Source organism: Solwaraspora sp. WMMB335 (genome assembly GCF_049179075.1).
In the GTDB taxonomy this organism is placed as follows: Bacteria; Actinomycetota; Actinomycetes; order Mycobacteriales; family Micromonosporaceae; genus Micromonospora_E.
Map to the genome: position 1 here is coordinate 1,968,084 of NZ_JBMHMF010000001.1, position 25,811 is coordinate 1,993,894.

Sequence of the window (25,811 nt, forward strand, 5' to 3'; positions counted from 1 at the left end):
AGCTGTTTCGCGATGCCGGATCGCGGGTCACGCCTTGATCGATCCGGACAGCAGGTCGATCCGCCAGTACCGCTGCAGGGAGAGGAATAGCGCCACCAACGGGATGATCGACAACAGCGACCCGGTGATCACCAAACTGTACAGGGCCGGCGTGGTGGAACCCTGGTTCAGCAAGGTGTACAAACCGAGGGTGACCGGGAACTTGTCGTCGTCGGCGAGCATGATGAACGGCAGCAGGAAGTTGTTCCAGATCGCGACGAACTGGAACAGGAACACCGTGATCAGGCCAGGGACCATCATCGGCACCGCCACCTGCCGGAAGATGCGCAATTCGCCGGCACCGTCGGTGCGGGCCGCCTCGATCACCGTGTCCGGCACCGCGGCGGCGGCGTAGATCCGGGCCAGGTATATGCCGTACGGGCTGACGATGCTGGGCAGCAGCACCGACCAGTAGGTGTCGGCCAGCCCCACCTTGGCCAGCAGCAGGTACTGCGGCACGGCGAGGATCACCCCGGGCACCAGTACCCCGGCGAGCAGCATGTTGAATATCGCCGACCGGCCGACGAACCGGTACTTGGCCAGGGTGTAGCCGCTGATCCCGGACAGCGCCGCGGACAGCAGCGCACCGACCCCGGCGTACAGGGCGGTGTTGGCCATCCACCGCCAGAACTGCCCGTCGCGGTACGCGGACAGCTCGGCGATGTTGTCCAGCAGCGAATCGCTGGGCGCGAAGGTGAACGTGGTGAACAGCGTCGAGCCGCTCTTGGTCGCCGCGACCAGTACCCAGGCCACCGGCAGCAGGCAGTAGAGGGCGCCGACGAGCAGCACGACGGTGGGGACCAGTTGCGGGCGTCGCCGGTGATCGCGGCGACCCATCACCGCTCCTGTCCGAAGGCCCGGTCCTGCACCAGCCGCAGAAAGCCGAACGAGAGCACCAGGGTGACCAGGGCGACGACCACCGAGGTGGCGGCGGCGGCATACCGGTCGTCGGTGGCGAACGCGTCCCGGTAGATCTTCATCAACGGGGTCCAGGTCGACGAGATCGAGTTGGTCAGCGGGCGCAGCGTCATCGGCTCGCTGAACACCTGCAGCGTGGCGATCATGGTGAACACCGTGGTCATCACCAACGCCGGCGTGAGCAACGGGATCTTGATCCGCCAGGCGATCTGCAACTCGGAGCATCCGTCGATGCGGGCCGACTCGTACAACTCCGGTGGGATCGCCCGCAGCGCGGTGAACAGCACGATCATGTTGAACCCGACGCCACCCCAGAGCGCGATGTTGACCACCGCGTAGAAGACCGTGCCGGTGCCGAGCAGGTTGGGCTCGGGCCCACCGAGCCGCTCCAGCAGGTAGTTCAGCGGGCTGGTGGCCGGCAGGTAGAGGAATCCCCAGAGCAGACTGGCGATCACCGCCGGGACCGCGTACGGCAGGAAGATCGCGATCCGGCTGAACCTCTGCAGACCGACCCGGGGCCGGTCCAGCAGCAGCGCGAACAGCAGCGCCAGCCCGAGCATCACCGGCACCAGCAGGGCGCCGTAGCCGAACACCCGCAGCGCACCGGTGAGCAGATCCGGGTCGCCGAGCGCGGTGCGGTAGTTCGCCAGGCCAGCGAAGACCTCGGTACGCGAGCCTCGGCCCAGCCCGAGGCCGGAAACCCGCGCCTTGCGCAGGCTCAGGTAGACCGCGTACCCGATGGGCAGCAGAAAGGTCAGCACGAACAGGGTCACCGCCGGGGTGAGGAAGGCGTACGGCACCGCCGTACGCCTTCCTCGGCGGCCACCGTGACGTACGCGGGTGGCCGACGGCATCGTCATTGCGCTACCGAGAAGCCGTTGCTGCGCATGTCGCCGACCGTTGCCTCCTGCATGGCGTCGACCGCGTCGGCGAACGGGGTGCCGTCGGTGATCGCCGCGGCGAACGAGTCCATGTAGGTCTGGTACGTGACGTTGACGTTGGGGCCCCAGGTGAACCCGGCGGCGGTGTCGGCGATCTGCTGGGCGAGGGGGTAGAAGTCGGGCTGGTTGGCGAAGAACGCCGGAGGGTCGGCCAGCGCCGGGCCGGTCTGCGCGTCGCGGGCCGCCGGGTAGATGGCGGACTCGCGGATCAGCAGCTCGGTGGCGGCGGGGTCGGTGTTCATCCAGGTGGCGAACTCGACGGCGGCTTCCTTGTGGGCCGACTTGTCGGTGACTCCGGTCGAGGATCCGCCCCAGTTGCCGGTGACGTTGGCTCCGGCGCTCCACTGCGGCAGCGGCGCCATCTCCCACAGCCCTTCGGTGTCCGGGGCGTTGCCGGCGAGCACGCCCGGGCCCCAGATGGCGCTCGGCCAGGCGAGCAGGGTGCCGTCGTTGAGCGCCTGGTTCCACTCCGGGGTGTACATCGGCTGGTCGTTGACGACACCTTCGTCGACCAGGCCGCCCCAGTAGTCGGCGACCCGGGTGGTGGCGGCGTCGTTGACGGTGACCCGCCACGTCTCCCCTTCGATCGCCCACCACGACGCACCGGCCTGCTGGGCCAGACCGGCGAACCAGCCCGGGTCGTTGGCGGAGAAGGTGGTCAGGTAGTGGTCGGTGGTCCGCGCCCGCAGGTCCCGGGCGGTCTGGGCGAACTCTTCCCAGGTGGTGGGGACAGCGAGGCCGTACTCGTCGAACAGGTCGGCCCGGTAGTACAGCATCATCGGCCCGGCGTCCTGTGGGATGGCGTAGACCGCGTCGGTGCCGAGGGTGACCTGCTGCCAGACACCGTCGGCAAAGCTGTCGGCGACGCCGTCGGTGAGGCCGGTGAGGTCGGCGAGGACGTCGTTGCTGACCAGGGTGGGCAGCGACTGGTACTCGACCTGGGCGAGATCCGGCGGGTTGCCGGCCTGGTTGGCGGTGAGCAGCTTGGTGACGATGTCACCGCCGCCGGCCTGCTTGCTGAGAGTGACCTGGACGTCCGGGTTGTCGGCGTTCCACGCGTCGACGACCTTCTCGATGTTGGGCGCCCAGGACCAGAAGGTCAGCTCGACCGGGCCTTCGTCACCGGGATCGGAGCCGCAGGCGGCGACCAGGCTGGCGGCGAGGGCGGTGACCACTATCTTCGCGCCGACGGAGCGTCTCATCTCAACCTCTCATCTTTCGCCCGTGTCATCGGATGGTGATCGGGAGGAAACATCTGTGAGCGCTCACAGTCTTGGTGCGCTGTTCACCTGTGTCAAGGCCCACATTAGGTCTAACCTTGCTGCTAGACCATGTGCAATCATGCCGTTACCTTGTTGGGAGCGCGTACAGTTTCGGAGCGTCACATGGTGCAGGCATCGCCCACTGCGGGATCCACTACGGCCGCCGTACCGCAGGTCGGGACAGCTCACCTGGCCCGACCCGGCCCCGGCACGGATCGCCGGCCGCCTATCCCTCGACTCGACCGGCTGGCGTACGGCGGGGACTACAACCCCGAACAGTGGCCGGCCGAGGTCTGGGCCGAGGACGTGGCGTTGATGCGCGCCGCCGGGGTCAACCTGGTCAGCGTCGGGATCTTCTCCTGGGCGCTGCTCGAGCCCGCTGCCGGAGAGTTCGACTTCGGCTGGCTGGACCGGGTGCTCGAACTGCTGCACGGCGGTGGGATCGCGGTCGACCTGGCTACCCCGACCGCCGTACCGCCGGCCTGGTTCCGCCGGGCGCACCCGCAGGCCCGGCTGGTCGACCGCACCGGCGCGGTACTCGGCGGCGGCGCCCGCCAGTCGTTCTGCCCCAGCTCACCGGCTTATGCTCAGGCGGCGACCCGGATCACCGAGGCGATCGCGGCCCGCTACGCCTGCCATCCGGCGTTGGCGCTGTGGCACGTGCACAACGAGTACGGCGGAGTCAACGCGCTGTGCTACTGCGCGACATCGGCCGAGGCGTTCCGCCGTTGGCTGCGCGAGCGCCACGGCGACGACCTGGCCGCGCTGAACACCGCCTGGGGCACCAGTTTCTGGGGGCAACGCTACGGCGACTGGGCCGAGATCGAGCCGCCGATCGCCGCACCGACCGCGGTCAACCCGGCCCAGCAGCTGGACTTCCTGCGGTTCTCCGCCGACACGCACCTGGCCAACTTCCGCCGCGAGCGCGACATCCTGCGCCGGCACACCCCGGACGTCCCGGTCACCACCAACTTCATGCTGGCCAACTGCAAGACGCTGGACTACTGGCGGTGGGCCGGCGAGGTCGACGTGGTCGCCAACGACCACTACCTGCAGGCCGAGCGGGCGGACAACCACATCGAGTTGGCCATGTGCGCCGACCTGACCCGGTCGATCGCCGGCGGGCGGCCGTGGCTGTTGATGGAGCACTCCACCGGCGCGGTCAACTGGCAGCCCCGCAACATCGCCAAGCGTCCCGGCGAGCTGGCCCGCAACAGTCTGACGCACGTCGCCCGCGGTGCCGAGTCGGTGCTGTTCTTCCAGTGGCGGGCGGCCCGGTTCGGGGCGGAGAAGTTCCACTCGGCGATGCTGCCGCACGGCGGCACCGGCACCCGGATCTGGCGGGAGGTGCTGCAGCTGGGTGCCGACGTGTTGCCCCGCCTCGACGAACTGCGCGGTACGGCGGTGGTCGCCGACGCCGCGTTGGTGTGGGACTGGCCATCCTGGTGGGCGCTTGAGCTGGACTGGCGCCCGTCGCAGGACCTGGACTACCGCGACCGGGTCGAGGCCTACTACGAGCGGCTGTGGCGGGACCGGTTGACCGTGGACTTCGCCGAGGCGGAGCAGCCGCTGGACGACTATCCGCTGGTCGTGGTGCCCAGCCTGTACCTGACCACGCCGGGCGCGGCAAAGAACCTGCGGCGGTACGTCGCCGACGGCGGGACCGTGCTGGTGTCGTACTTCTCCGGCATCGTGGACGCGACCGACACCGTCCACGCAGGTCCGTATCCGGGTGCGTTGCGCGAATTGCTCGGGCTGACGGTGGACGAGTTCCTGCCGCTGCGCCAGGGCGAGACGGTCGGGCTGGACGCCGGCGTGACCGGTGACGTCTGGGCCGAGGTGGTCGAACTGGCCGGGGCCGAGGCGGTACTGCGCTACGTCGACGGACCGGCGGCCGGGCGGCCGGCGGTCACCCGGCACCGGTTCGGCGCCGGCACCGCCTGGTACGTGTCCACCCGCCTGGACGCCGCCGCGCTGGCCCCGATCCTGGCCCGGGTCTACGCCGACGCCGGTATCGTCCCGCCAGCGGCCGCGCCGCCCGGTGTCCCCGACGGGGTGGAGCTGGTCCGCCGGACCGGCCCGACGGCCGACTACCTGATCGCTATCAACCACAGTGGAGTCGACGCCGGCGTGCCGGCCGCCGGTACTGATCTGATCACCGGTCTGACCTGCACCGACTCAGTCACGGTCCCGGCCGGTGGGGTATGCGTGGTGCGACTGGGGCAGGCGGTGCCACTTGACACGGATGGACGGTGATGATTCCGTGAGCGCTCACAGTGTTGCCTTGCTATGACGATCATGATTCGGTTGTGTTAGCAGCACAGAGCCGATCTCTGCGGCTGTAAGCGCTCCCAGTCTGCTCGTCGCGGCGGGCGACGAGCCACTCCACGCCACGGCACAGGCCGAATGCCGCCGGCGCCCAGTTCCGTCTCCACCGAGGAGGGGCGCAGCCATGCGCATCCGAAGATCCCTGTCCGCCGCGGTCGCGCTGACGACCGCCATCGTGATCCTCTCCCCCGCGGCGTCGTCCGCCGGCCGACCGGCGCCGCAGGTGGTCAACGCCGGCTTCGAGACCGCCACCGACCCGGCCACCCCCGACGGCTGGACCGAGACCGGCGACCGGGACGCGAGTTACGTCGAAGCCGGCGGACGCGCCGGTCAGCGGCGGCTGACCCACTGGTCTGCCGCCGCGTACCGGGTGCGAACCCAGCAGCAGCTGACCGGGCTCGCCCACGGCACGTACACGCTGCGGGCCGCGGTGCGCTCCAGCGGCGGGCAGCGCTCGGCGTACCTCGGGTTGTCCGACTGCGGGCGCGGCCCGGTGCACCGGGTCGACCTGCCCCGCACCGGCGACGAGTGGTGGGTCGAGTTGGTGCTGCGTGTCCGGGTCACCGCTGGCCGGTGCACCATCAGCCTGGTCTCCGAGGCCGACGCCGGCCAGTGGGCCAATTTCGACGACGTCAGCTTCGTCCGCTCGCACGGCCTCGACGGGCTGCCGGTGGCGATCGGCGGAGCCGACGTGTCGCACCTGACCAAGAACGAGGCGCACGGCGCGGTCTACCGCGACGCCCGTGGTCGTCGGGGCGACGCGCTGCGGATCCTCGCCGACAACGGCGTCAACCACGCCCGGCTCAAGGTCTGGGTGGACCCGGCCGACGGGTTCAGCGACAAGTCCGACGTACTCGTCAAGGCTCGCCGGGCCACGGCGCAGGGCATGAAGCTGCTGATCGACTTCCACTACTCCGACACCTGGGCCGACCCGGGCAAGCAGTACAAACCAGCCGCCTGGGCCGACCTGTCCTTCGACGACCTGCGTCAGGCCGTCTACGACCACACGTACGACGTGGTCTCCGCGCTGCGTCGGCAAGGTACACCGCCGGAGATGGTCCAGATCGGCAACGAGATCAACGGCGGAATGCTGTGGCCCGACGGCCGCTGGGACGACTGGGCCGGTCTGGCCGCCCTGCTCAGCGCCGGCTCCACCGCGGTCACCGACGCGTCGCCGCGCAGCAAGGTGGCGCTGCACCTGGCCGAGGGCGGCAACAACGGCGGGCACCGCTGGTGGTTCGACAACGCCGTGTCGTACGGGGTGCCGTTCGACGTCATCGCCGTGTCGCACTACACCTACTGGCACGGGCCGCTGGGCTATCTGCAGGCCAACCTGTTCGACCTGACCGCCCGCTATGGCAGGCCGATCATGGTGGTGGAGACCGCGTACGGCTTCACCCTCGATGAGAACGACCACGAAGCCAACATCTTCGACGCCGACCTGCAGGCCGAAGCCGGGTACCCGGCGACGCCGCAGGGCCAGGTCGAGGCGTTGCGCGACATCATCAACGTAATCGCCGCCGTGCCGAACGGCCAAGGGCTCGGCGTCTTCTACTGGGAGCCGACCTGGATCGCGGTGGACGGCGCCGGCTGGGATCCGGCCGACCCGGCCTCCGGGGACGGCTGGGAGAACCAGGCGGTCTTCGACTACTCCGGCACCGCACTGCCCGCTCTGCGGGTCTTCGACGAGATGGTGGCGCAGCACAAGGGACACGCAGGAGGCACGCGATGACCGTGGACAACCGTACCCGGGGCTTCCTGGCCCGCGCGGCGCTCGCGCTGGTCACGGTGGCCGCGACCGGCGCGGCGGCGTTCGGCGGCGGCCTGGCCGGCGGTACCGGCACCGCCGCCTACGCCGCCACGACGCTGGCCAACACCGGATTCGAGACGAACGGTGCCACCCAGACGCCGGCCGGTTGGTCGGAGTACTCGTCGACCGGGCAGACCAGCGCCAGCTACACCGAGTGGGGCGGGCGCTCCGGCAACTACCGACTGTCGCACTGGGCGTCGGGCACCTACCGGGTCGAGACCTACCAGTACCTGTCCGGACTGGCCAACGGCACGTACACGGCGCGGGCCTGGGTCCGCTCGGGCGGCGGGCAGTACGAGACCTACCTGGCGCTACGCAACTGCGGTGGCAACGAGGCCCGGGTGGCCATCCCCGCCACCGGCACCTGGACGCAGATCTCGGTCTCCACGGCCGTGACCAACGGGCAGTGCACGGTGAGCATCGTCTCCGACGCCCGGGCCGGGAACTGGATCAACGTGGACGACGTCGAGTTCACCGGCGGGTCGACCGACCCCGGCGATCCGGGCTCCCCGGGCGGCTTCATCGTCGGCGCCGACTTCTCCACCCTGGCCAAGAACGAGGACCGGGGTGCGGTCTACCGGGACGCGGCCGGCAACCAGCGGGACGCGGTCCAGCTGCTGCGCTCGTCCGGCGTCGACTACGCCCGGCTGAAGGTTTGGGTCAATCCGACCGACGGCTACAACAACAAAGCCCGGGTGCTGACCATGGCCAGCCGGGCCAAGGCGCAGGGGATGCGGCTGCTCGTCGACTTCCACTACTCCGACACCTGGGCCGACCCGGGCAAGCAGTACAAGCCCCGGGCCTGGCAGAACTACAGTGTCAACCAACTGCGCGACGCCGTCTACAACCACACGTACGACGTGCTGAGCGCGTTGCAGGCGCAGGGCACCACGGCAGACATGGTGCAGGTCGGCAACGAGGTCAACGACGGCATGCTCTGGCCGGAGGGACGCAGCAACAACTGGGGCAACCTGGCGATGTTCCTGACCGCCGGGGCGCAGGCGGTCAAGGCGGTCGACGCCGACACGCAGGTGATGCTGCATCTGGCCGAGGGCGGCAACAACAGCCAGCACCGCTGGTGGTTCGACCAGGCCACCTCGCGTGGGGTGCCGTTCGACGTGATCGGGGTGTCGCACTACCTCTACTGGCACGGCTCGATCGCCAGCCTGCGCACCAACATCAACGACCTGGCGTCGCGCTACCAGCGGCCGGTCGTGGTGGCGGAGACCGCGTACGGGTTCACCACCGCGCAGAACGACCACGAACCGAACATCTTCAACGCGTCGCTGGCCTCGGCCGGCGGTTACCCGGCGACGCCGCAGGGCCAGGCCGACGCCCTACGCGCGGTGTTCGACGCGGTGAAAGCGGTGCCGAACGGGCGCGGCCTCGGTGTCTTCTACTGGGAGCCGGCCTGGACCGCGGTTGCCGGCGGTGGTTGGGACCCGGACGACCCGTCGTCCGGCAACGGCTGGGAGAACCAGGCGGTCTTCGACTACTCCGGCCGGGCGTTGCCTGCGCTGGCCGTCTTCGGCCAGGTCTGACCTGGCCGTCCTCGGCCGGGCCGGGCCTACCAGCAGGTCGACCGTGGCGCGCAACTCCTCGGCGCGCTCATGATCTGCCTCAAGCACCAGGACCGTCGCGTTCACCAACGCCAGGTCCGCACGGGTCTGAACCCGCTGCGCCTCGCCGATCTCGGGAATTCGGCCGGTCTGCCCCACCTGGGCGAGGAGCCGGGCCGCCGGGGGCAACGACGCGCCGAACACCGCGCGCCGGTCGGGGTCGTTCGGATCCGGGGCGAGAAAGTACCCGCCGAAGGTGGCGAAGTCGTGCTTCGTGACGGTCTGCCAGCGCATCGCGGTCAGCGCCGTGTCCCAGCCGGGCGGTACCGGCAAGACGACGCCGTCGCGGGGAATATGGCCGAAGAGGGCGAGCGACACGATCGACGCCACCGTGACGTGCGGGCCGGCGAGCAGCGTGAGTGGCGCGCATGGAACAGCCAGCGTGAGAACCGATGTGTTGGCCATGAGGTTCACGCCGTACGGCGCGTTGAGCTTCGTGGTGAACAGCGGATTGTCGAAATTCAGCCAAAGCGTAGCCCGACGCGGACCAAGCCAACCGGACGCTCGCTCTTCGGCTACTGGACACCCGACCACCCACTCGGCCATATATTCTGATCCATCTATGGTCGTTCAGCCCTCGGGGAGCAGGTATGTCCGGCATCGGCAGCAGTCACCTCCGTCCCGGCCGCCGACGGACGGCTTTTCTGCTCACCGCCGTACTCACCGCCACCGCCGGGCTGACCCTGGCGATGGCGGCGTCCACGCCGGCCCAGGCGGTGGTGAGCCGGGCGGAGCTCGCCCTGCGCTGGGCGCCGATCCACCATCAGGACGTCGACGTCACCGGCAGTCACGCCCTGGCCGGACGGTCCGACTACCTCACCCGCATCGACTTCGACGGCGATCTCAACGGACGCAACAACTGGGACAACGCCGCGTATCCAGGGGTTTCCGTCGAAGCGCACGCCTACTACACCGTCCTGGAAACCAGCACCCACTGGTTCATCACGTACTTCTTCTTTCACCCCCGGGACTGGATCGATCACCCGCTGTTCGAAACGGAGCACGAGAACGACGGGGAGGGCGTGCTGCTCGCAGTTGAACGGGACGGCTCGACGTACGGGGTGCTACGCGCCGCGGTCACCGTCGCACACAGCGACTTCTACTCGTACGTGCCGACCGGCAGCACCTGGTCGGACGGACGGGAGACGATCGACGGAACACTGCAGCTGCAGTCCTCGCCGCGTGACTCGGTCCTGCGTCCGGTGACTGCCCAGGAGGCGAAAGGCCACGGGCTCAAGGCCCACCCGCAGTACCGGATCATCGGCGACGGCCTTACCTATTATCCGTCGACCATGGCCGAATCACCGGAGCATCCAGACGACCGGGACGTCGGTTACCGGCTCATCGACATCTTCGCCCCCGGTGGCCTGTGGGCCCAGCGCGACAACCCGGACCTCTTCGCCCACCTGGGCACCTTCGCCGGTGACACGTCGGGCGACTGCGGGCGGGGCACCTGGGCCTGCTCGACGAACTCGGCGAACGCCCCGTGGGGCTGGGACGACCGAGACGACCTACCCGGACGGGGCGAGATCGCGATCGATCCGGCCAAGCTGTCGGTCGAGTACTTCACCGTCCCGGGTGAACTGTCCCGCAGCTACACCTACAACCCGTACGCCAGCGCGGCGGCAGCGCTGGACGAGGCGGCCCGGACCGCCCCACCGGTCACCGACTGACAGCCCTGAGCACCTGAACGACCGGTAGGCCAGGTCGATTTCGTCGAGGAACCTCGGTCAGGTTCGACCTTCCTGCGGCCGGACGATGCCGGCGTCGTAGGCGTACACGATGGCCGCCGCCCGGTCCCGGGCGCCGAGCTTGCTGAAGATCGCTCCGACGTGGGTCTTCACGGTGGTCTCGGCCAGAAACAGCTGACCGGCGATCTCCTGGTTCGACGCACCCCGCGCCATCAGTCGCAGCACATCGAGCTCTCGGTCGGTCAGCGAGGCGATCCGGTCGTCCGGCCGGCCGGCCGGGCGGGTCAGCCGACGGTACGAATCGAGAATCGGACCGAGCAGCGAACCGTCGATCCAGGTGCCGCCGGCGGCGACCGTCCGGACCGCCTCGATCAGGTTCTCCGGCGTCGCGGACTTCAGCTCGAACCCGGCGGCACCGGCGTCGACCGCCGACCACAGCACCTCTTCTTCACCGAACGTGGTGAGGATGCACACCGGTGGTCCGTCCGCCGCCCGCAGCCGGCGGGTCGCCTCGACCCCGTCCACACCCGGCATTCGGACGTCCATGCACACCATGTCGGGTGTGCAGCGGGCCACTGCGGTCACCACCTCGTCCCCGTCGTTGCACTCCCCCACGACCTCGATGTCCGGCTGGCTGCGCAGGATCAGTCCGAGGCCGGCGCGCACCATCGGCTGGTCGTCGACCAGCAGCACACCTATCACGCCGGCACCCTGGCACGACCGGGTGCCGCCGGCACACCGGCGAGACGGCGCGGCAGGGTCGCCTCGACCAGCCAGCGGTCGTGGTCGACCCGGGCCCGGAAGGTGCCGTCGATGGCGGCCACCCGCTGTTCGAGCCCGGTCAGCCCCATCCCGACCGTGGCCGGTGGCGCCGCCGGCCGCAGTGCGCTCTCCACCCGCACGCCCACGTGATCACCGTCGATACCGATCCGGATCGTCGCGGCCGGTGCGCGAGCGTGCTTCGCGACGTTGGTGAGCGCTTCGCGAAGCACATCGTGCAGCACGATGCAGGGGGCGACCGCCACGCTGTCGACGTCGCCGCGCACATCGAGATCGATCTGCATGCCGGCGTCGCGGTAGCTGGCCACCAGGCGTTCCACCCCACCGGCGTCGACCGGCGCCAGCGAGTGGGTGCCCTGGCGCATCAGCATCAACGCCTGACGCAGTTCGTCCATCCCCCGCCGGCCCATCGTCTCGGCCTGCTGCAGCGCCTCGACCGCGGCGGCGGGTGAGGAGGTGAGCACCAGCCGGGCCCCGGCCAGGTGCAGCAGGACCACGCTGAAGCTGTGTCCCACCAGGTCGTGCAGCTCCCGCGCGATGCGTTGGCGGTCCTCGGCCACGGCGGCCTCGGCCAGCTTCGTGCGGGTGCGTTCCAACTCGTCGATCAGCACCCACTGCTGGCCCACGATGTGGCCGAACACCCAGGCGATCAGCAGCCCTCCGGACCACAGCCAGGGGCCGATGCCACGGTGCCAGGGATTGGTGCCGAGCATCCAGATCACGAACGGCGACACCAGGCTCAGCGCCTTCACGACGGTGTCGAGTCGCCGTGCCCGCTGACCTGGCCGCAGCCGGGAGCGGTCGGCCGCGACCACGGCGAGCGCGGTGGTGACCACCAGGTAGGCGCTCTGCGTGACGGCCGTCGCCTCGCCGAGCAGCGCCAGGGAGGTCACCCAGGTCAGCAGCAGCCAACCGGGCATCGACCGCCACACTCCCCGTACGATCAGCGCCGGCAGAATCAGCAACGCCGGGATCCACCCCCAGGCGGAGGCGTAGGCGAGATTCAGCACGCCCAGACCCGTACCGAGGATGGCCGCGCCGATGACGAATTCGTCGCGGTCGCGCAGCGGTGAGAGCATGCCTTGAAATATAGATGGATCCGCTCACCAGCAGCTCCGACCGTGGTGCCGCGCCAGCTCCTACTCCGGTAGGAGCTGGCGGCGCTTCTCCGTCCCGGGTACGCGCCACGATCGACACCCGGCTCCGACGACGCGACGGCCCGTTGATCTCTACCTTTCTGGTATCTGCCCGGAGTGACCGGGCCGCTGGGGAGGTCATGATGTTCACCGCGATCGGCCGGCTGGTGGTCCGGCGCACCAAGCTCGTCCTGTTCGGATCGTTGATCGTGTTCGCCGTGACGGTGTTGCTCGGCAGCGGCGTCTTCAATCACCTGCTGGCCGGCGGCTTCGAGGACCCTGGCTCCGAATCGTCCCAGGCGAGACGGATCCTCGCGGCCGAGTTCGATTCCGGGACCCCGGACATCCTGCTGGTGGCGACGGCGCGAGGTGGCGATGTGGACGCTGCGGTCGCGGTGGCCGCGGGCGCGGACCTGTCCGCGCGGATCGCCGCCGTCGAGGGCATCCGGGAGGTGACGTCGTACTGGGACCCGGGTTCGCCGCCGTCGCTGCGCTCGGCCGACGGTTCCGCGGCGCTGATCCTGGCCCGCTCCGCAGGCGACGAACAGACCGCGGCCGACACCATCGAGCGGGTACGCGAGGAGGTCGCCGACGTCGGCGGCCCGCTCACCGTCGAGGTCGGCGGCCCGGTCGCCGTCGGTGAGGCCATCGGCACCAATCTGGAGCACGATCTGCTGCTCGCCGAGACGATCGCCGTGCCACTCACCATGCTGCTGCTCGTCCTGGTCTTCCGCGGTGTCGTCGCGGCGGCGCTGCCGCTGGTCGTCGGTGGCGCGGCCGTGTCCGGCGCGTTCTTCGTGCTGTGGTCGGTGTCCCGGTTCACCGACGTCTCCGTGTTCTCGATCAATCTGGTCACCGCGTTGAGCCTCGGCCTAGCGATCGACTACGCGTTGCTGCTGGTCTCCCGCTTCCGAGAGGAGTTGGCGGCGGGCCACGGCGTGGACGACGCCACCATCCGCACCGTCGAGTCGGCCGGCCGTACGATCGCCTTCTCCGGGGTGACCGTCGCGGTGTCGCTGCTGGCGCTGATCGTCTTCCCGATGTACTTCCTGCGTTCGTTCGCCTACGCCGGGGTGGGCGTGCTGCTGGTCGCCGTGCTCGCCTCGGTGGTGACCCTGCCGGCTGTGCTGAAGCTGCTCGGACACCGGGTCGACGCCTGGCGGTTGCCGGGCACCCGGCACGGTGGCGGCGAGTCCCACCGGTGGGGACGCGTCGCTGAGTGGGTGCTGCGCCGGCCCGGCCGGGTGACCGTCGCGGTGCTCGCGTTTTTGCTGCTGGTCGGCGCGCCGTTTCTCGACGTCGAGTTCGGCACTCCGGACGCCCGGGCGCTGCCGGGTGACGACCCCACCCGGGTCGCCACCGAGCGGGCGGGCGACGACTTCGACTCCGGTGCGGCGGCGTTCCCGGTCGTCGTCGCCGGGTCGACGGCAGCGTCCGAGGTGGACCTGTACCTGGCGGAGGTGTCCCGGATCGACGACGTCGCCGAGGTGGTGACCGCTCGTGGTGTGTGGGTCGACGGGCGGTCCGTGGGCGGTCCCGCGCCGCAGGCACAGCGCTATCTCGCCGGCGACGGCGAATGGTTCGAGGTGGTGCCCTCGGTGGCGCCGATGTCGGCGCGGGCCGAGGACCTGGTCCACGAATTACGGGCGCTCGATCCGCCCTTCGAGGTGTACGTCGGAGGCAGCACCGCGCAACTGGTCGACACCAAGTCGGCGATCTTCTCCCTCGCCCCGTGGGCCGGGCTGTGGATCGCCGTGGCCACCTTCGTCCTGCTGTTCCTGATGTTCGGCAGTGTGCTGGTGCCGGTCAAGGCGATCCTGCTCAACACGCTCAGCCTGACCGCGACGTTCGGCGCCATGGTGTGGATCTTCCAGGAGGGCAATCTGGCCGGTGTGCTGGGCTTCACGGCGACCGGGCTGACCGACACGGCGATGGTGATCCTCATGTTCGCGATCGCCTTCGGACTGTCGATGGACTACGAGGTCTTCCTGCTGGCGCGGATCAAGGAGGAATACGACCGCACCGGGGACAACCACCGGGCGATCGTGACCGGACTCGCCCGCACCGGACGGATCGTGACCGCCGCCGCGTTGGTCCTGTCGATCACCTTCTTCGCGTTCGCCAGCAGCGGGGTCACCTTCATGAAGATGCTCGGTCTCGGGCTGGCCATCGCCGTGCTGGTCGACGCGTTCGTCATCCGGGCGGCCCTGGTTCCGGCGCTGATGCGGCTCGCCGGAGCGGCGAACTGGTGGGCCCCGGCCTGGGCCCGGCGCCTGCACGCCCGGATCGGGATCGACGAGTCCGCTGCCCTCCCGGACCCGGTCCGGCCCGACAGCCAGCCTGAGCACGAACTGGTTCGGCCCGCCGCCTGAGCACGGACGGGTTCCGGCCCACCGCCTGATCGCGGTCAGGCCAGGTCGCGAAGTGCGCCGGCGGCCCGGTCCCGCTCGTCCTCGTCGCCGGTCTCCGTCGCGATCGCCAGGGCCAGCCGGTGCCGTTCGATCGCCTCGTCGTCACGACCCAGGGCCTGCAGGGCACGACCTATCGCGTTCAGCACGCTCGCCTCGCCGTAGCGGTGTCGGATGCCGCGGAAGATGTCGAGTGCTTCCGCGAAATGCCCGATGGCCTGCTGATGCAGCCCTTGCAGGCTGAGCGCGGTGCCCAGGTTGCTCAACGCGGTCGCCTCGCCGTCGCGGTGCCCGATCTCGCGGAACAGGCTCAGCGCCGACCGTAACCGATCGGCCGCGGGGGCCGATTCGCCGAGCGAGGTGTACATGTCACCCAGATTGGTCAGTGCGATGGCCTGCCCGGTACGGGCACCCAGGGTGGCGAAGATGTCATGCGCGGCCAGGAACCGCTGCGCGGCCTGGGCATAGTCGCCGGTGGCGGATTCGAGGTTGCCGAGGTTGGTCAACGCCGAGGCGTGTCCGTGCGGGTCGTTGATCTCCTGGTAGATGGCCACCGCCTCGCGATGGCGGCGCGCCGACGAGGCCAGCCCACCGAGCCGTTCCTCGACGATGCCCAGGTTGGACAGGACCCGGGCCTGCCCGTGCCGGTTGTCGACCCGTCGGTACAGCGCCAGCGCCCGACTGAGCTCGGACAGCGCGGAGGAGTAGTGGCTGAGCAGCCGCTCGATCACGCCGGCGTTGGTCCGCAGGTGTGCCTCGGCGGTCGGGTCGGCCAGGTCCTGCGCGGCGCCGATGGCGTGCTCGTGGATCGGCTGCGCCTCGGTGCCGTGCCCTGCTTCCAGGTAACGGTAGACGGCGGTGGCCAGGTTGACGGCGTACTCCGGCCGCCGCTGTCTGCGGGCGAACTGGCAGATCGTGGCGAACGACGGCAGCTCACTGTCCAACCAGGCCAACGCGACGGCGGCGGAAAGCCGACCGGCGCCGGGTTTGAGCACGAGCCCGGCGCGTTGCCAGCTGGCGCTCCACTCCGGGTGCAGGGCGTCACTGGCGGCGACGGCGGTGTCCACGTAGTGGGCCAGCAGACGTTCGATCGCGGCATCGCGCTCGGTCGGTCCGTCGAATGCGCGGCTGAGCTCGGCGGCGTACGCCCGCAGCAGGTCGTGGAAGGCGTACCGACCCAGCGGATCGCACCGCATCAGGTGCGCACCGGTCAGCCGGTGTAGCAGCTGGGCGGTGGCGGCCTCGTCCGTACCCGACAGGGCGGCGGCACCGGCGAGCGTGCAGTACGGGACCGGGTTGAGGCCCAGCAGCCGGAACAACCGTCGTGCCGCGGCGTCCAAGCGTTGGTACGACCAGCCGAACACGTGCCGGATCGCCGCGCTGCCGCCCGCGTCCAGCAGATCCAACGGGCTGTCCCGGTGCAGTTGCGCGACGATCCCGGACAGCGGCAGGTGTGCCTGCGCTCCGGCGTACTCGGCGGCCAGCCGCAACGCGAGCGGCAGCCGGGCGCAGACGGCGGCGAGCGCGGCGACGCTCGTCTGGTCGGCCCGGGCGCGTTCACCCAGCAGCCGGTCGAGCAGTCCGGCGGCATCCGGCGGCGGCAGCAGATCGAGTTCGATGCGGCGCGCCCCGTGCAGCGCGACCAGCGCGGTCTGGCTGTCCCGGCTGGTGATCAGCACGAAAGTGTCGGGGGTGCCGGGCAACAACGGCCGGACCTGATCGGCCGAGGCGGCGTTGTCGAGCAGCACGAGCATCCGGCGACTGTCGGTCTCGGTGCGCCACCGGGCGGCACGTGACTCGGTGTCGGCCGGGATCTGCGGATCGGGCACCGCGACGGCGGTGAGCAGGCGACCCAGCGCCTCGTACGCGCTCATGGCGTGTTCCGTGTCGTCGCCACGCAGGTCGAGGTGGATCCATCCGTCGGGGAACCGGTCCCGGCGGAGGTGACCCCAGAACACCGCGAAAGCGGTCTTACCCACTCCTGCCGTACCACAGACGACGGCGGCACCGCAGGCTCCGCTGGCGTGCGCGGCGTCGAGCAGGGCGAGTTCGTCCACCCGGCCGACGAAGTCCGGCACGGGCGCCGGCAACTGACGCGGGACGAGCGGGGTGCCCCGCTCGGCCGGCTCGTCCAGCAACTGCCGGTGTGCCTGTGCGAGCTCCGGCCCGGGTGCCACGCCCAGTTCGTCGGCAAGCGCACGGCGGGTGGCCGCATAGTGTTCGAAGGCGAGCATCCGCTGGCCGGTGGCCTGGTACGCCCGGATCAGCGTGGCCTGCACCGCCTCGTCGAGCGGTTCCGCCGCGGCCCGAGCGGTCAGCGCCGCGAGGACCTCGGCCGCGTTGCCCGCTCGCAGCGCCAGATTCCAGTACGACAGCTGGGCCTGGCGGCGTTGCGCCTTGAGCCCCAGCACCGCCGGATGGTCGTCGAGCGCAGGCACGTCACAGAGCGGGTCGTCGGTCCACAGCCGCAGCGCGTCGCGCAGCAGGCTCACCGCGTACCCCGGATCGTCGCGGTCCGCCGCCACCTGCGCCATCGCCGCCAACCGGCGGAACCGTTGCAGGTCAGTGGCGTCGTCGGGCAGCCGCAGCAGGTACCCGTCACCGACGGTCGACAACACGCCGCCCTGCCCGCGCGGGGTGTGCTGCGGGTCCAGGAGCTTGCGCAGGTGCTTCGCGTGGGTGTGCAGCACGTTGACCGCGCTCGACGGGGGCCGCTCCCCCCACAGTGACTCGATCAGCTCCCGTCGGGTGGTCAGTCGCCCGACGTTGAGTGCCAGCAGACCGAGGACGTGGCGGCGGGCCGGCGGCCCCGGGTCCACCTCGCGGTCACCGTGCCACACGCGCAAGCGGCCAAGCACCTGCACCACCAACACCATCGGCAGTGTAGTGACGCTCGTCAGTGGTTGACCAGAGGATGTCCAGAGCCGCCCGCCTATCCTCGCCCAACGACTGTGGTGGAGGGAGAACCGGAGTGCACAGACGAAAGATCGGGATCGCCGGCGTCGTCCTGGGGGTGGTGGCGGCGGTCCTGCCGGTGACGTCGGCGGCGGCCGTACCCGCGTCGGGGGCCGGTGCCGCCGCGCTGCCCGCGTCGGGGGTCGGTGCCGGCACGCTGCCCGCGTCGGGGGCCGGCGCCGGCACGCCGACGTGCGGCGACGACATCACGCAGGACGCGGCGCGGCTGGCCGCGGCCGGCCGGTCCGGGCCGGCGACGTGCCTGCGCAAGAATGAGAGCAAGGACGGCTCCGGCCGTACGGGTGGCGACGGCGTGGGACTCGCCGCCGACATCTGCGGGGGAAGCACGACGAAGGCACGGGTCACCGCGTGCGTCGTCGAGGACGGCGTCCTGCTGATCTTCCTGGTGCCCAGCGGCCAGGTCATCGGCACGATCGGCTATACCGTGTCGAGCCTGACCACGGTCGACTACCGCTCACTGAGCTGGTCGCAGTCGTTTCACTACCAGGCCGACTACGTCACCGGTCAGAACAACGGTCCGGCCGTGACCGGCACCGCCATATACGCCGAACCCCAGTGCATCGCCAGCTGTACGGTGACCAGTACCTCGCTCATCGGCGGGTCGGCGTTGCCGGGCCGCATACACTCCGCCACCGGCTATTTCGCCAGCCCGATGAGCGGTGTCCGGTGGGCCGCGCAGAGCGGTTTCAAGTTCTGGTTCGCCAACTCGCTGTGGGTGAACGGGACGAGCAACGAGTTGACCACCACGCCGGGAGCGCACCGGTGCGACATCGCGCTCGGCGGCTACCCGCCGGGTTGCGTCTACGAAACGGTGCGCCCGGTGCTCGAGGTCCCGTCCTCGCGCTACCCTGACTACGCGTACCACCTCCGGCTGGCCCTGAACTACGGCCTGCCGAGAGTGCTGACCAGGACCCAGAGCACTGCGCTGCGGGAGGCCAACAACTGGGCCGCCTGCCCGACCGGGCCCAACTATCCCCGGCCGGACGGTAAGCAGTGCGACGAGTACCCGTTCGCGTCCACCTACGAAGGTGCGTCGACGCAGCCGTACGGCCGGCAGTTCTTCTTCATCGACTGGAACACCGGTCAGGGGTTCAGCTGCAACATGCCGTGGCTGCAGACCCGTACGTTGGGCGACTCCGACGGTTTCAGCGCCTGCATGATTCCCGCCGCCCAGAACTCCCTCGGCGGCAGCGACCTCGGTAACTTCTACTACAAGTCCCGGGTCCTCGACATGGACACGTTCGAGGTCCGGGTGACCTGACCATGGTACGGCGATCGGTGGTGCACGATCGGCGTACCACCGATCGCCGTACCGGGGCTCGGAGCTGTTCTGATCCGCCCTGGCCGTCACGAGTCACAAGGTCACGAGGCACAGCATGCGTCGACACGTCCCGCAGCACACCCGCAGGCATCCGTGCGGTCGGCGGAATCGGGCAGGGCGCAGTCGTCGCACTGCTCGCCCCGCCACGCCGCGACGCCTTCACGCACCGCCACCGCCGCGACGACCAGGGCGGCCACCGGGTCGGCCCAGGACCAGCCGAACGCCGCGTTCAGCGCCAGCCCGACCAGCACGATCACCGACAGGTACGTACACAGCATGGTCTGCACGGAGTCGGCGACCACGGTGGCCGAGCCGAGTTCCCGGCCGGTGCGCCGCTTCGCCCACACCAGCAGCGGCATCACCACCACCGAGGTGGCGGCCAGGCCGATCCCGACCGGGGAGCTGTCCGCCGTGCCGCCGCCCAGCAGTGACCGCACCGCGTCGACGGTGACCCAGGCGGCGAGAGCGAAGAACGACACCCCGATCAGCCGCAACGCGCGCCGTTCCCGCGTCTCGGGCAACCGGGACCGGAACTGCCAGATCACCACGATGGCGCTGGACACCTCGACGAAGGAGTCCAGCCCGAAGCCGAGCAGCGCGGTCGACGAGGCGGCCGCACCGGCGGCGACCGCGACCACGCCTTCGAGCAGGTTGTATCCGGCGGTGGCGTAGGCCAACTGCAGGCTGCGCCGGTTGAGCTGGTCGCGGCGGTACGGCGCGGGCGGCGGCAACCGTACCGGGTCGCTCATCGCCGGGCCGTCGGCATCCCGGCGGCCCGGCCGGTCGAGGCGAGCAGCCCTTCGGCGGCGCTGAGCAGGTCGAGCAGCTCGGGGCGGGTGAGCGCGTAGAACGACTGCCGGCCCTCGACCCGGTAGTCGACCAGCCCGCAGTCGCGCAGGCAGGCCAGGTGCTTGGAGACCGTCGACTGCGCCAGCCCGAGCTCGCCGGTCAGGTCGACCACCCGGGCCTCCCCGGCCGCCAGCCGGGCCACGATCCGCAGCCGAGTCTCGTCACCGAGCGAACGGAACAGCGCCACGGTAGGCGTCGCGCCGGCCGCGATCGCCGCGGTCACACACCTGTCTTCATCCATCGCCATAGCACGATGATATCCCGATCCGGCGATAAATCAACTCGTGCACGGGTTGGCCACGGCCGGTCGGCACGAGCGGGTCGCGGTGCTCTGTTTCGAGGCCGACGAGGAACGCTGCCATCGGCGCGTGCTGCTCCAGTGCATCGACGAGTTGATCACCGCTTCGGCTTCGGTGGCCGGTAGACGCCAAGCACGCTGAACACGTGCGCTCAGGTGGGCGGTCGGCTGGTGGTCGGTTCACCGCATCGGGGGCACCAGCGGCTCTTCACTCTGAAGCTGAACAGTCCGGCGAGGAAGCCGAGTAGCGCAGCACTCGTCAACGCACAGATGTCCATGGTGACGTACCTCCTGTTGGTCCGGTGGGAGCGTTGGTCTGGTAGGAGGGGGCCGGGCCGGGTGGTTGCCGCCACCGGGCCCGGCCCGCTCCGTCTCGACCCGGTGGGCCGCCCAGTGGGCAGCCCACCGGCAGGTCAGAGCGTGGGGCCGGCCCGCGCGCAGGGTCTACGGCTGGTCGTCGGCGAAGCGGTCGACGCTGTTCGGCGGCTTCCCCCGCTGCACCACACCGAGGCGGGTCAGGGCGCTCTTGTAGACGCCGATCGCGGCCATCCGCCCGTCGACCATCAGTCGTCCCGCCCGTCGTGGACGTACCCGTCCGGCCACAACCCGGCGTACTGCAACACCGCCCGCACCCGACGCGCCCGACCGTGGTCCCACCGGTCCAACACCGCCAACGCTTTGGTAAACGGCGGGCAGAACGCCGCCACGTCACACACCCGGCATTCGGCCGCGCGATTCGGCATGTGCCTGGCAACGGTCTGCGCCGCAGCCGCCAGCGCCAACGCCCGTGGCTGCCGGCGGCTGTCCGGCCGGTCGAAAAACCGGCAATCTATTGATCATCACACAACGGCTCAGGTGCGTCTTTGCTCCGTTGCCCTCGTTTCGGTCCACCGAAGGAACCTCCCCAAGCAAGAATTGGGCGACAAGTGGTTCTCTCCACCCTGGACCGGCCTGCCGGCCCGTCGATAGGTTTGGTTCGGGAGGCCACCGCGGTCGCCCTTGATCAATTGTTCGGCACCGGCACCCGGATCCAGGATCTGGCGCGGGACGCCCGGGGCGAGGCGGTGGCGCCGTGGCTACGACCGTGGGTGGACAACGAGAAGCGGGCGGTCCTGCTGCGGACCGTCGAGCACAGCCTCATCCCCGGCCTGCTGCAGACCGAGGCGTACGCCCGGGCGATCGTCAGCAGCGGCCAGCACACTCCGGACCAGATCGACGAGTTGGTGGCCATCCGGATGGCCCGGCAGGTCGCCGCCCTGCAGCGGGCCGAGCCGGTGACGCTGACCGCGCTGGTCGGCGAGGCCGCGCTGCACCTGGGCGACCCGGCGTTCATGAAGGACCAGCTCGAACACCTGGTCGACATCGGCCACCGGTTCAACGTGCACATCCGGGTGATCCCCCGCCGGGCCGGCCTGCACGCCGGGCTGACCGGGGCGTGCGTCCTGGCCACCCTGACCGGTGGCGCGCAAATCGCCTACGTGGAGGATCAGTTGCAGGGCCGCATCGCCGCCGCCAACAAGGACATGGCCGATCTGATTCGCACGTGGGAAGCTTTGAGCGGCATCGCATTGACCTGTGCACAGTCCCGCAATCTCATCCTGAAGGTGATCGATGAGCACGAAGAACGCGCCGCAGTGGCGCAAATCGAGCCGTAGCGGCAGCAACGGCGGCAACTGCATCGAGGTCGCCGACGACCTGCCCGGAGGCGTACTCGTCCGCGACAGTAAGGACACCACCGGACCCCATCTGACCTTCACCCCACCCTCCTGGCACGCTTTCCTCACCAACCTGCCCACCACCAACTGATCACCTCACCGCCGACCGGCGATCACACATCAGGAGCCCCGGCCACCCACCAGTTCGGGTCCGGGGCTTCGCCGTCGACGCCGACACGGCACCGCCCGCAGATAGACCCGCTCCCGCCACGATCGCGGAATTGCTGGCCGCCGGTTAGCCGACCGCGCTACGGATCGGCCGTCGCTGCCACCAGGCTGATCGCCGCTACCGGGACGGCAGGCGCAGCACACGGCTGAAACGATTCATGCCAACTGTCCGCCAGCCGGTCCAAGGAATCCTGGATTCGGGCGGCGAACGCACGGGACTGGGCGTCGTCGACCTCGGCGCACCGCTCGGCCGCAAGGTGCAGCAGTGCGCACGCGTCCTCCGGCGCATGGGTCAGGCCGGCCAGCGCGTGCATGGCCTGCGCCTGACCCCACGGGTTGTCCAGGTACGCATAGATCTGGATGGCACGGCGCAGCCGGACACGCGCCTCGGCCAGCCGGCCCGACTCGCGCAACGCGATGCCTTCGCCGTACACCGCGTGTGCCTCACCGAGGACCGGCCCGGCGCCGGAGCCGGCGTAGAGCCGGGTGGCCTCCGCGTACGCCTGGGCGGCGCCCGGCCAGCGGCCCAGGCTGCCCAACGTCTGCGCGATGTAGCGCAACGCCGCCGCGCTGGCGACCGAAACGCCGGCTGCGGTCAGGCCGCTGTCCTGACGGTAGTACCGCAGGATGGCGCGGTACGCCTCGAGCGCGCCGGCATGGTCGCCCTGCGCGTTCAGGGCGCTGGCCAGTCCGGCGAGCGCGTAGTGTTCGCCCAGGCCGTGACCGAGCTCTCGGAACTGCGCGCTGGCCCGGCGGGCCAGCGGTGCGGCCCGAGCGGGTCGGCCGAGCAGGCCGTGCAGCGTGGCCGCGTACGCTCGGGCCCACGCCTGCTCCCGTTGGTCACCGCAGTTGGTGGCGAGCCGCAATGCCTGCTCGTGGCTGCGCAGCGCGGGCCGGTACCGCTGCTCGCAGCAGGCCAATGCCCAGCCGAGGAAGTTGAGCAGGGCCGCCTGCTCGGCTACCCGGTTGGCGGCGCGCGCGGCGGCGACACCGAGCTGGAACACCTCCGGCCAGGGGTGCCCGTGCGCCACATCGGAGTACCAGTGCAGGGCGAGCACGGTACGGACCACGTCGTCGTACCGGCCCTGGGCGACGGCGTCGCGCAGCGCGGCGGTCCAGTTCGACGCCTCGACGGTCAGCCAGGCGCGGGCTTCGGCGTCGACGCCGGCGGGTCGCGGTGCCGCGTCCCGGTCGGCGGCCGCCGGCAGAAACGCGGCACCCGCCTGCGCCGTACGACCCAGCAGCCAGGTCGTCATCCGCTCGTGGGCGGACACCGCCCTTGCGGGTGCCTCGTCGGCGGCGAGGCACTCCTCGGCGTACAGCCCGATGAGGTCGTGAAAGCGGTACCGCTCACCGCTGGACGACAACAGACCCACATCGACAACCTCCTCGACCGTACGCCGTGCCTCGGCAACCGTGACGCCGGCCAGCGCGGCGGCGAGTTCGACGCCGAACGTGTCACCCGGCACCAGCGCCGCCAGCCGGAACAGTTGCCGTGCCGCCGGGCTGAGCTGCCGGTAGGACACCTCGAAGGCGGCCCGTACGTCGAGGTCGCCCGCCTTGAGCCCGGTGAGCCGGTGGCGCTGGTCGTCGAGTTGCTCGACGAGTTGCCCGACCTGCCAGCCGGGGCGGCTGGCCAGCCGGTTGCCGGCGATCCGCAGGGCCAGTGGAAGCCGGCCGCACAGGTCGACGAGCCGGTCGACCTGTGCGGTCTCTCGGGCGGCCCGGGCCGTGCCGAGGATGGTGCCCAGCATGGCGTAGGCCTCGTCGGGTGGCAGCTCGTCCAGTGCGATGCGATGCACCCCTTCCAGCCCGGACAGTGGCCGACGGCTGGTGACCAGCACGAGGCACTGGTGGCCGGCCGGCAACAGCGGCCGGACCTGAGCCTCGTCCGCGGCGTTGTCGAGTACGACGAGCAGCCGACGCCGGCGGGTGACGGTGCGGTACAGCCCGGCTCGTTCAGTGGGCTGTACCGGGATCCGGGCCGCGTCCACGCTCAGCGACCGCAGGAAGCCGCCGAGCACGTCATGCGGATGACGACGGTCGTCGACCGGGCCGCGCAGGTCGACGAAGAGTTGGCCGTCGGGAAAGTCCCCGCCGAACCGGTGCCCCGCGGCGACGGCCAGGCTGGTCTTGCCGGTGCCGGGCGGACCGTGCAGCAGCGCTACCACGGTGCCGTCGAGGTGACCGGCGGCCGCCTGCCCGGCGAATGTGCGCAGTGCCGCCAGCTCGGTGTCCCGGCCGGCCAGGTCTGCCACGGCCGGGGGTAGTTCCGCGGGCGCCCGCCACAGCGGGGCCGCCGGGTCCGGCTGGGCCGGCTCGGCGGCTGGCCCGGTGGTGAGCAGACGGCGCAGTCGCCCGACCCGTGCGGCGACGAGAAACCGGTTGCGCTGGGCCTCCGACCAGCCGAGGGCATCGGCCAGGATGCTCACCGTGCGTCGCTGCGGCGAGCTGACCCGGCCACGCTCCATCTCTCGGATGGCACGCACGCTGAGCGCTGTCAGCTCAGCCAGTGCCTCCTGGGTGAGGCCTCGGGCACGCCGGGATTCGGCCAGCAGGGTGCCGAGCGCCCAGCGTTCTTCCGGAAGGCTGCCGTCGATCGAAAATGACATTGACCACCCCCAATGACAGCGTGTTTGCATGCAGGGTATGCGAACACGTCAGCCACTGCAGTAGGTCCACATTGGTTGATTTCAACTCGGCCGGTGCCGCTCAGCCCGTAACTTTCGGAAGTTTCTCGGAAGGTTACCACTACTTACCATGATTAAGATCACACCCCTGGAATCGCTGCACGCCGGGCGTGCACCAGGTACGTCAGTACCTCCGGCGGGATCATCGGAGACCGCTCGTACGAGACCAGGAAGCCCTGCCCGCGCAACAGTTCGCACACCGCTTCCAGTCGGCCGCCGAGGTCCTGCACCTCGAGGGTGACCTGCCCGATCAGCGGCCACTGGTCGGCGTCGACGCCACGCAGCACGTCGAGTTCCGCCCCCTCGACATCGATCTTCAGCAGGTCGACCGGACGACCGGCGGGCAGAAACGACGACAGCCGCTGCACCGCGACGGCGACCGGGTAGCCGGTCAGCTCCCGCCGTACGTCGTCCGGCGGCTCCAATTGGGACATGACCGAGCGCTGCAACTCCTTCTCGTGCGGGTAGCGGGTCGAGTTGCCCGGCAGCAGCGGATAGTAGGTGAACTCGGCCTTCTCCTCACTCTGCTCGCCCAGCGCGTACTCCTCGATCACGACACCACTCAGGCGGTGCTCGTCGACGTTGCGTCGCAGCGCCTCCAGCGTCTCGGGCATCGGCTCGAACGCGAGCACCCGGCATGACGGGAACGCCCTGGTGATGAAGTACGAAAACAACCCGATGTTGGCGCCGACATCCACGACGAACGCGCACTCGGGCAACTCGACGTCGGCGTAACAGCCATGGTCGAAGATCTCCGCGTACTGGAAACGCGCCTCCTTCTGGCTCGGCGTCCAGAAGGACGCTCCAGATCCCAAGCGATACCTGCCAATGGGCATGACGGACCTCCAAGTGCCTGGCCGCA

The 25,811-nt window shown here is 70.2% G+C and carries 20 protein-coding genes; 9 read left to right on the forward strand and 11 right to left on the reverse strand.

The window, feature by feature from the left end:
- Positions 1-27: 27 nt before the first annotated feature.
- From ACN27F_RS08245 to ACN27F_RS08255, 3 genes are read right to left on the reverse strand one after another with little or no spacing between them, the layout of a single operon-like run.
- The gene (locus ACN27F_RS08245; protein ID WP_421432106.1) at positions 28-876 is read right to left on the reverse strand and encodes a carbohydrate ABC transporter permease; all 849 of its coding nucleotides are present in this window, start codon (positions 874-876) and stop codon (positions 28-30) included.
- Positions 876-1,817 (reverse strand): carbohydrate ABC transporter permease, encoded by a 942-nt coding sequence (locus tag ACN27F_RS08250; RefSeq protein WP_421432108.1) that lies wholly within the window; start codon positions 1,815-1,817, stop codon positions 876-878. The genes ACN27F_RS08245 and ACN27F_RS08250 overlap by 1 nt, the downstream gene beginning before the upstream one ends.
- Entirely contained in the window at positions 1,814-3,100 is a 1,287-nt protein-coding gene (locus ACN27F_RS08255; protein WP_421432110.1) for an ABC transporter substrate-binding protein, read from the reverse strand. The genes ACN27F_RS08250 and ACN27F_RS08255 overlap by 4 nt, the downstream gene beginning before the upstream one ends.
- Positions 3,101-3,283: 183 nt before the next feature.
- On the opposite strand from ACN27F_RS08255, the gene ACN27F_RS08260 reads away from it, so the two are divergent.
- From ACN27F_RS08260 to ACN27F_RS08275, 4 genes are all read left to right on the forward strand, one after another.
- Positions 3,284-5,416, forward strand: a complete 2,133-nt coding sequence (locus ACN27F_RS08260) for a beta-galactosidase (RefSeq protein WP_421432112.1) — start codon at positions 3,284-3,286, stop codon at positions 5,414-5,416.
- 196 nt (positions 5,417-5,612) lie between these two features.
- Positions 5,613-7,220, forward strand: coding sequence for a glycoside hydrolase family 53 protein (locus tag ACN27F_RS08265; protein WP_421432114.1), 1,608 nt, complete (start codon positions 5,613-5,615; stop codon positions 7,218-7,220).
- A complete protein-coding gene (locus ACN27F_RS08270) occupies positions 7,217-8,839 on the forward strand; it encodes a glycoside hydrolase family 53 protein (protein WP_421432115.1) in 1,623 nt (540 codons plus the stop codon). Before ACN27F_RS08265 ends, ACN27F_RS08270 begins: the two co-directional genes overlap by 4 nt.
- 668 nt (positions 8,840-9,507) lie before the next feature.
- Positions 9,508-10,590, forward strand: coding sequence for a hypothetical protein (locus ACN27F_RS08275; protein WP_421432117.1), 1,083 nt, complete (start codon positions 9,508-9,510; stop codon positions 10,588-10,590).
- Between the two features lie 57 nt (positions 10,591-10,647).
- Here the strand turns inward: ACN27F_RS08275 and ACN27F_RS08280 are convergent, their stop codons facing one another.
- Positions 10,648-11,310, reverse strand: a complete 663-nt coding sequence (locus tag ACN27F_RS08280; RefSeq protein ID WP_421432118.1) for a response regulator — start codon at positions 11,308-11,310, stop codon at positions 10,648-10,650.
- Positions 11,307-12,467 (reverse strand): sensor histidine kinase, encoded by a 1,161-nt coding sequence (locus ACN27F_RS08285; protein WP_421432120.1) that lies wholly within the window; start codon positions 12,465-12,467, stop codon positions 11,307-11,309. Before ACN27F_RS08285 ends, ACN27F_RS08280 begins: the two co-directional genes overlap by 4 nt.
- A gap of 200 nt (positions 12,468-12,667) precedes the next feature.
- Here ACN27F_RS08285 and ACN27F_RS08290 point away from each other — a divergent pair, with 200 nt between their 5' ends.
- Positions 12,668-14,896, forward strand: coding sequence for an MMPL family transporter (locus ACN27F_RS08290; RefSeq protein WP_421432122.1), 2,229 nt, complete (start codon positions 12,668-12,670; stop codon positions 14,894-14,896).
- 35 nt (positions 14,897-14,931) lie between these two features.
- Here ACN27F_RS08290 and ACN27F_RS08295 read toward each other — a convergent pair whose 3' ends face one another.
- On the reverse strand, positions 14,932-17,805 hold the full coding sequence (locus tag ACN27F_RS08295; protein WP_421432123.1) for a tetratricopeptide repeat protein: 2,874 nt from the start codon (positions 17,803-17,805) through the stop codon (positions 14,932-14,934).
- Between the two features lie 98 nt (positions 17,806-17,903).
- Between ACN27F_RS08295 and ACN27F_RS08300 the strand changes: the two genes are divergently transcribed.
- Positions 17,904-19,169 carry a NucA/NucB deoxyribonuclease domain-containing protein gene (locus tag ACN27F_RS08300; RefSeq protein ID WP_421432125.1) on the forward strand — a complete coding sequence of 422 codons (1,266 nt, stop codon included), beginning with the start codon at positions 17,904-17,906 and terminating at the stop codon, positions 19,167-19,169.
- A gap of 101 nt (positions 19,170-19,270) precedes the next feature.
- On the opposite strand, the gene ACN27F_RS08305 is transcribed toward ACN27F_RS08300, so the two are convergent.
- Together ACN27F_RS08305 and ACN27F_RS08310 are read right to left on the reverse strand one after the other, a co-directional pair.
- Complete coding sequence (locus ACN27F_RS08305; protein ID WP_421432127.1) at positions 19,271-19,978, reverse strand: cation transporter; 708 nt, start codon at positions 19,976-19,978, stop codon at positions 19,271-19,273.
- Positions 19,975-20,319: an ArsR/SmtB family transcription factor gene (locus ACN27F_RS08310; protein WP_421440047.1), complete on the reverse strand. Its 345-nt coding sequence runs from the start codon at positions 20,317-20,319 to the stop codon at positions 19,975-19,977. Before ACN27F_RS08310 ends, ACN27F_RS08305 begins: the two co-directional genes overlap by 4 nt.
- 43 nt (positions 20,320-20,362) lie before the next feature.
- Here ACN27F_RS08310 and ACN27F_RS08315 point away from each other — a divergent pair, with 43 nt between their 5' ends.
- Positions 20,363-20,518: a DUF488 family protein gene (locus ACN27F_RS08315; protein WP_421432129.1), complete on the forward strand. Its 156-nt coding sequence runs from the start codon at positions 20,363-20,365 to the stop codon at positions 20,516-20,518.
- 421 nt (positions 20,519-20,939) lie between these two features.
- Here ACN27F_RS08315 and ACN27F_RS08320 read toward each other — a convergent pair whose 3' ends face one another.
- A complete protein-coding gene (locus ACN27F_RS08320; RefSeq protein ID WP_421432130.1) occupies positions 20,940-21,119 on the reverse strand; it encodes a hypothetical protein in 180 nt (59 codons plus the stop codon).
- Between the two features lie 183 nt (positions 21,120-21,302).
- On the opposite strand from ACN27F_RS08320, the gene ACN27F_RS08325 reads away from it, so the two are divergent.
- Together ACN27F_RS08325 and ACN27F_RS08330 are read left to right on the forward strand one after the other, a co-directional pair.
- The gene (locus ACN27F_RS08325; RefSeq protein WP_421432131.1) at positions 21,303-22,031 is read left to right on the forward strand and encodes a DUF5753 domain-containing protein; all 729 of its coding nucleotides are present in this window, start codon (positions 21,303-21,305) and stop codon (positions 22,029-22,031) included.
- Positions 21,988-22,182, forward strand: a complete 195-nt coding sequence (locus ACN27F_RS08330) for a DUF397 domain-containing protein (protein WP_421432133.1) — start codon at positions 21,988-21,990, stop codon at positions 22,180-22,182. Before ACN27F_RS08325 ends, ACN27F_RS08330 begins: the two co-directional genes overlap by 44 nt.
- A gap of 157 nt (positions 22,183-22,339) precedes the next feature.
- Here ACN27F_RS08330 and ACN27F_RS08335 read toward each other — a convergent pair whose 3' ends face one another.
- Both ACN27F_RS08335 and ACN27F_RS08340 read right to left on the reverse strand, forming a co-directional pair.
- Positions 22,340-24,871 carry an ATP-binding protein gene (locus tag ACN27F_RS08335; protein ID WP_421432135.1) on the reverse strand — a complete coding sequence of 844 codons (2,532 nt, stop codon included), beginning with the start codon at positions 24,869-24,871 and terminating at the stop codon, positions 22,340-22,342.
- A gap of 158 nt (positions 24,872-25,029) precedes the next feature.
- A complete protein-coding gene (locus ACN27F_RS08340) occupies positions 25,030-25,764 on the reverse strand; it encodes an FkbM family methyltransferase (RefSeq protein ID WP_421432136.1) in 735 nt (244 codons plus the stop codon).
- Between the last annotated feature and the right edge of the window lie 47 nt (positions 25,765-25,811).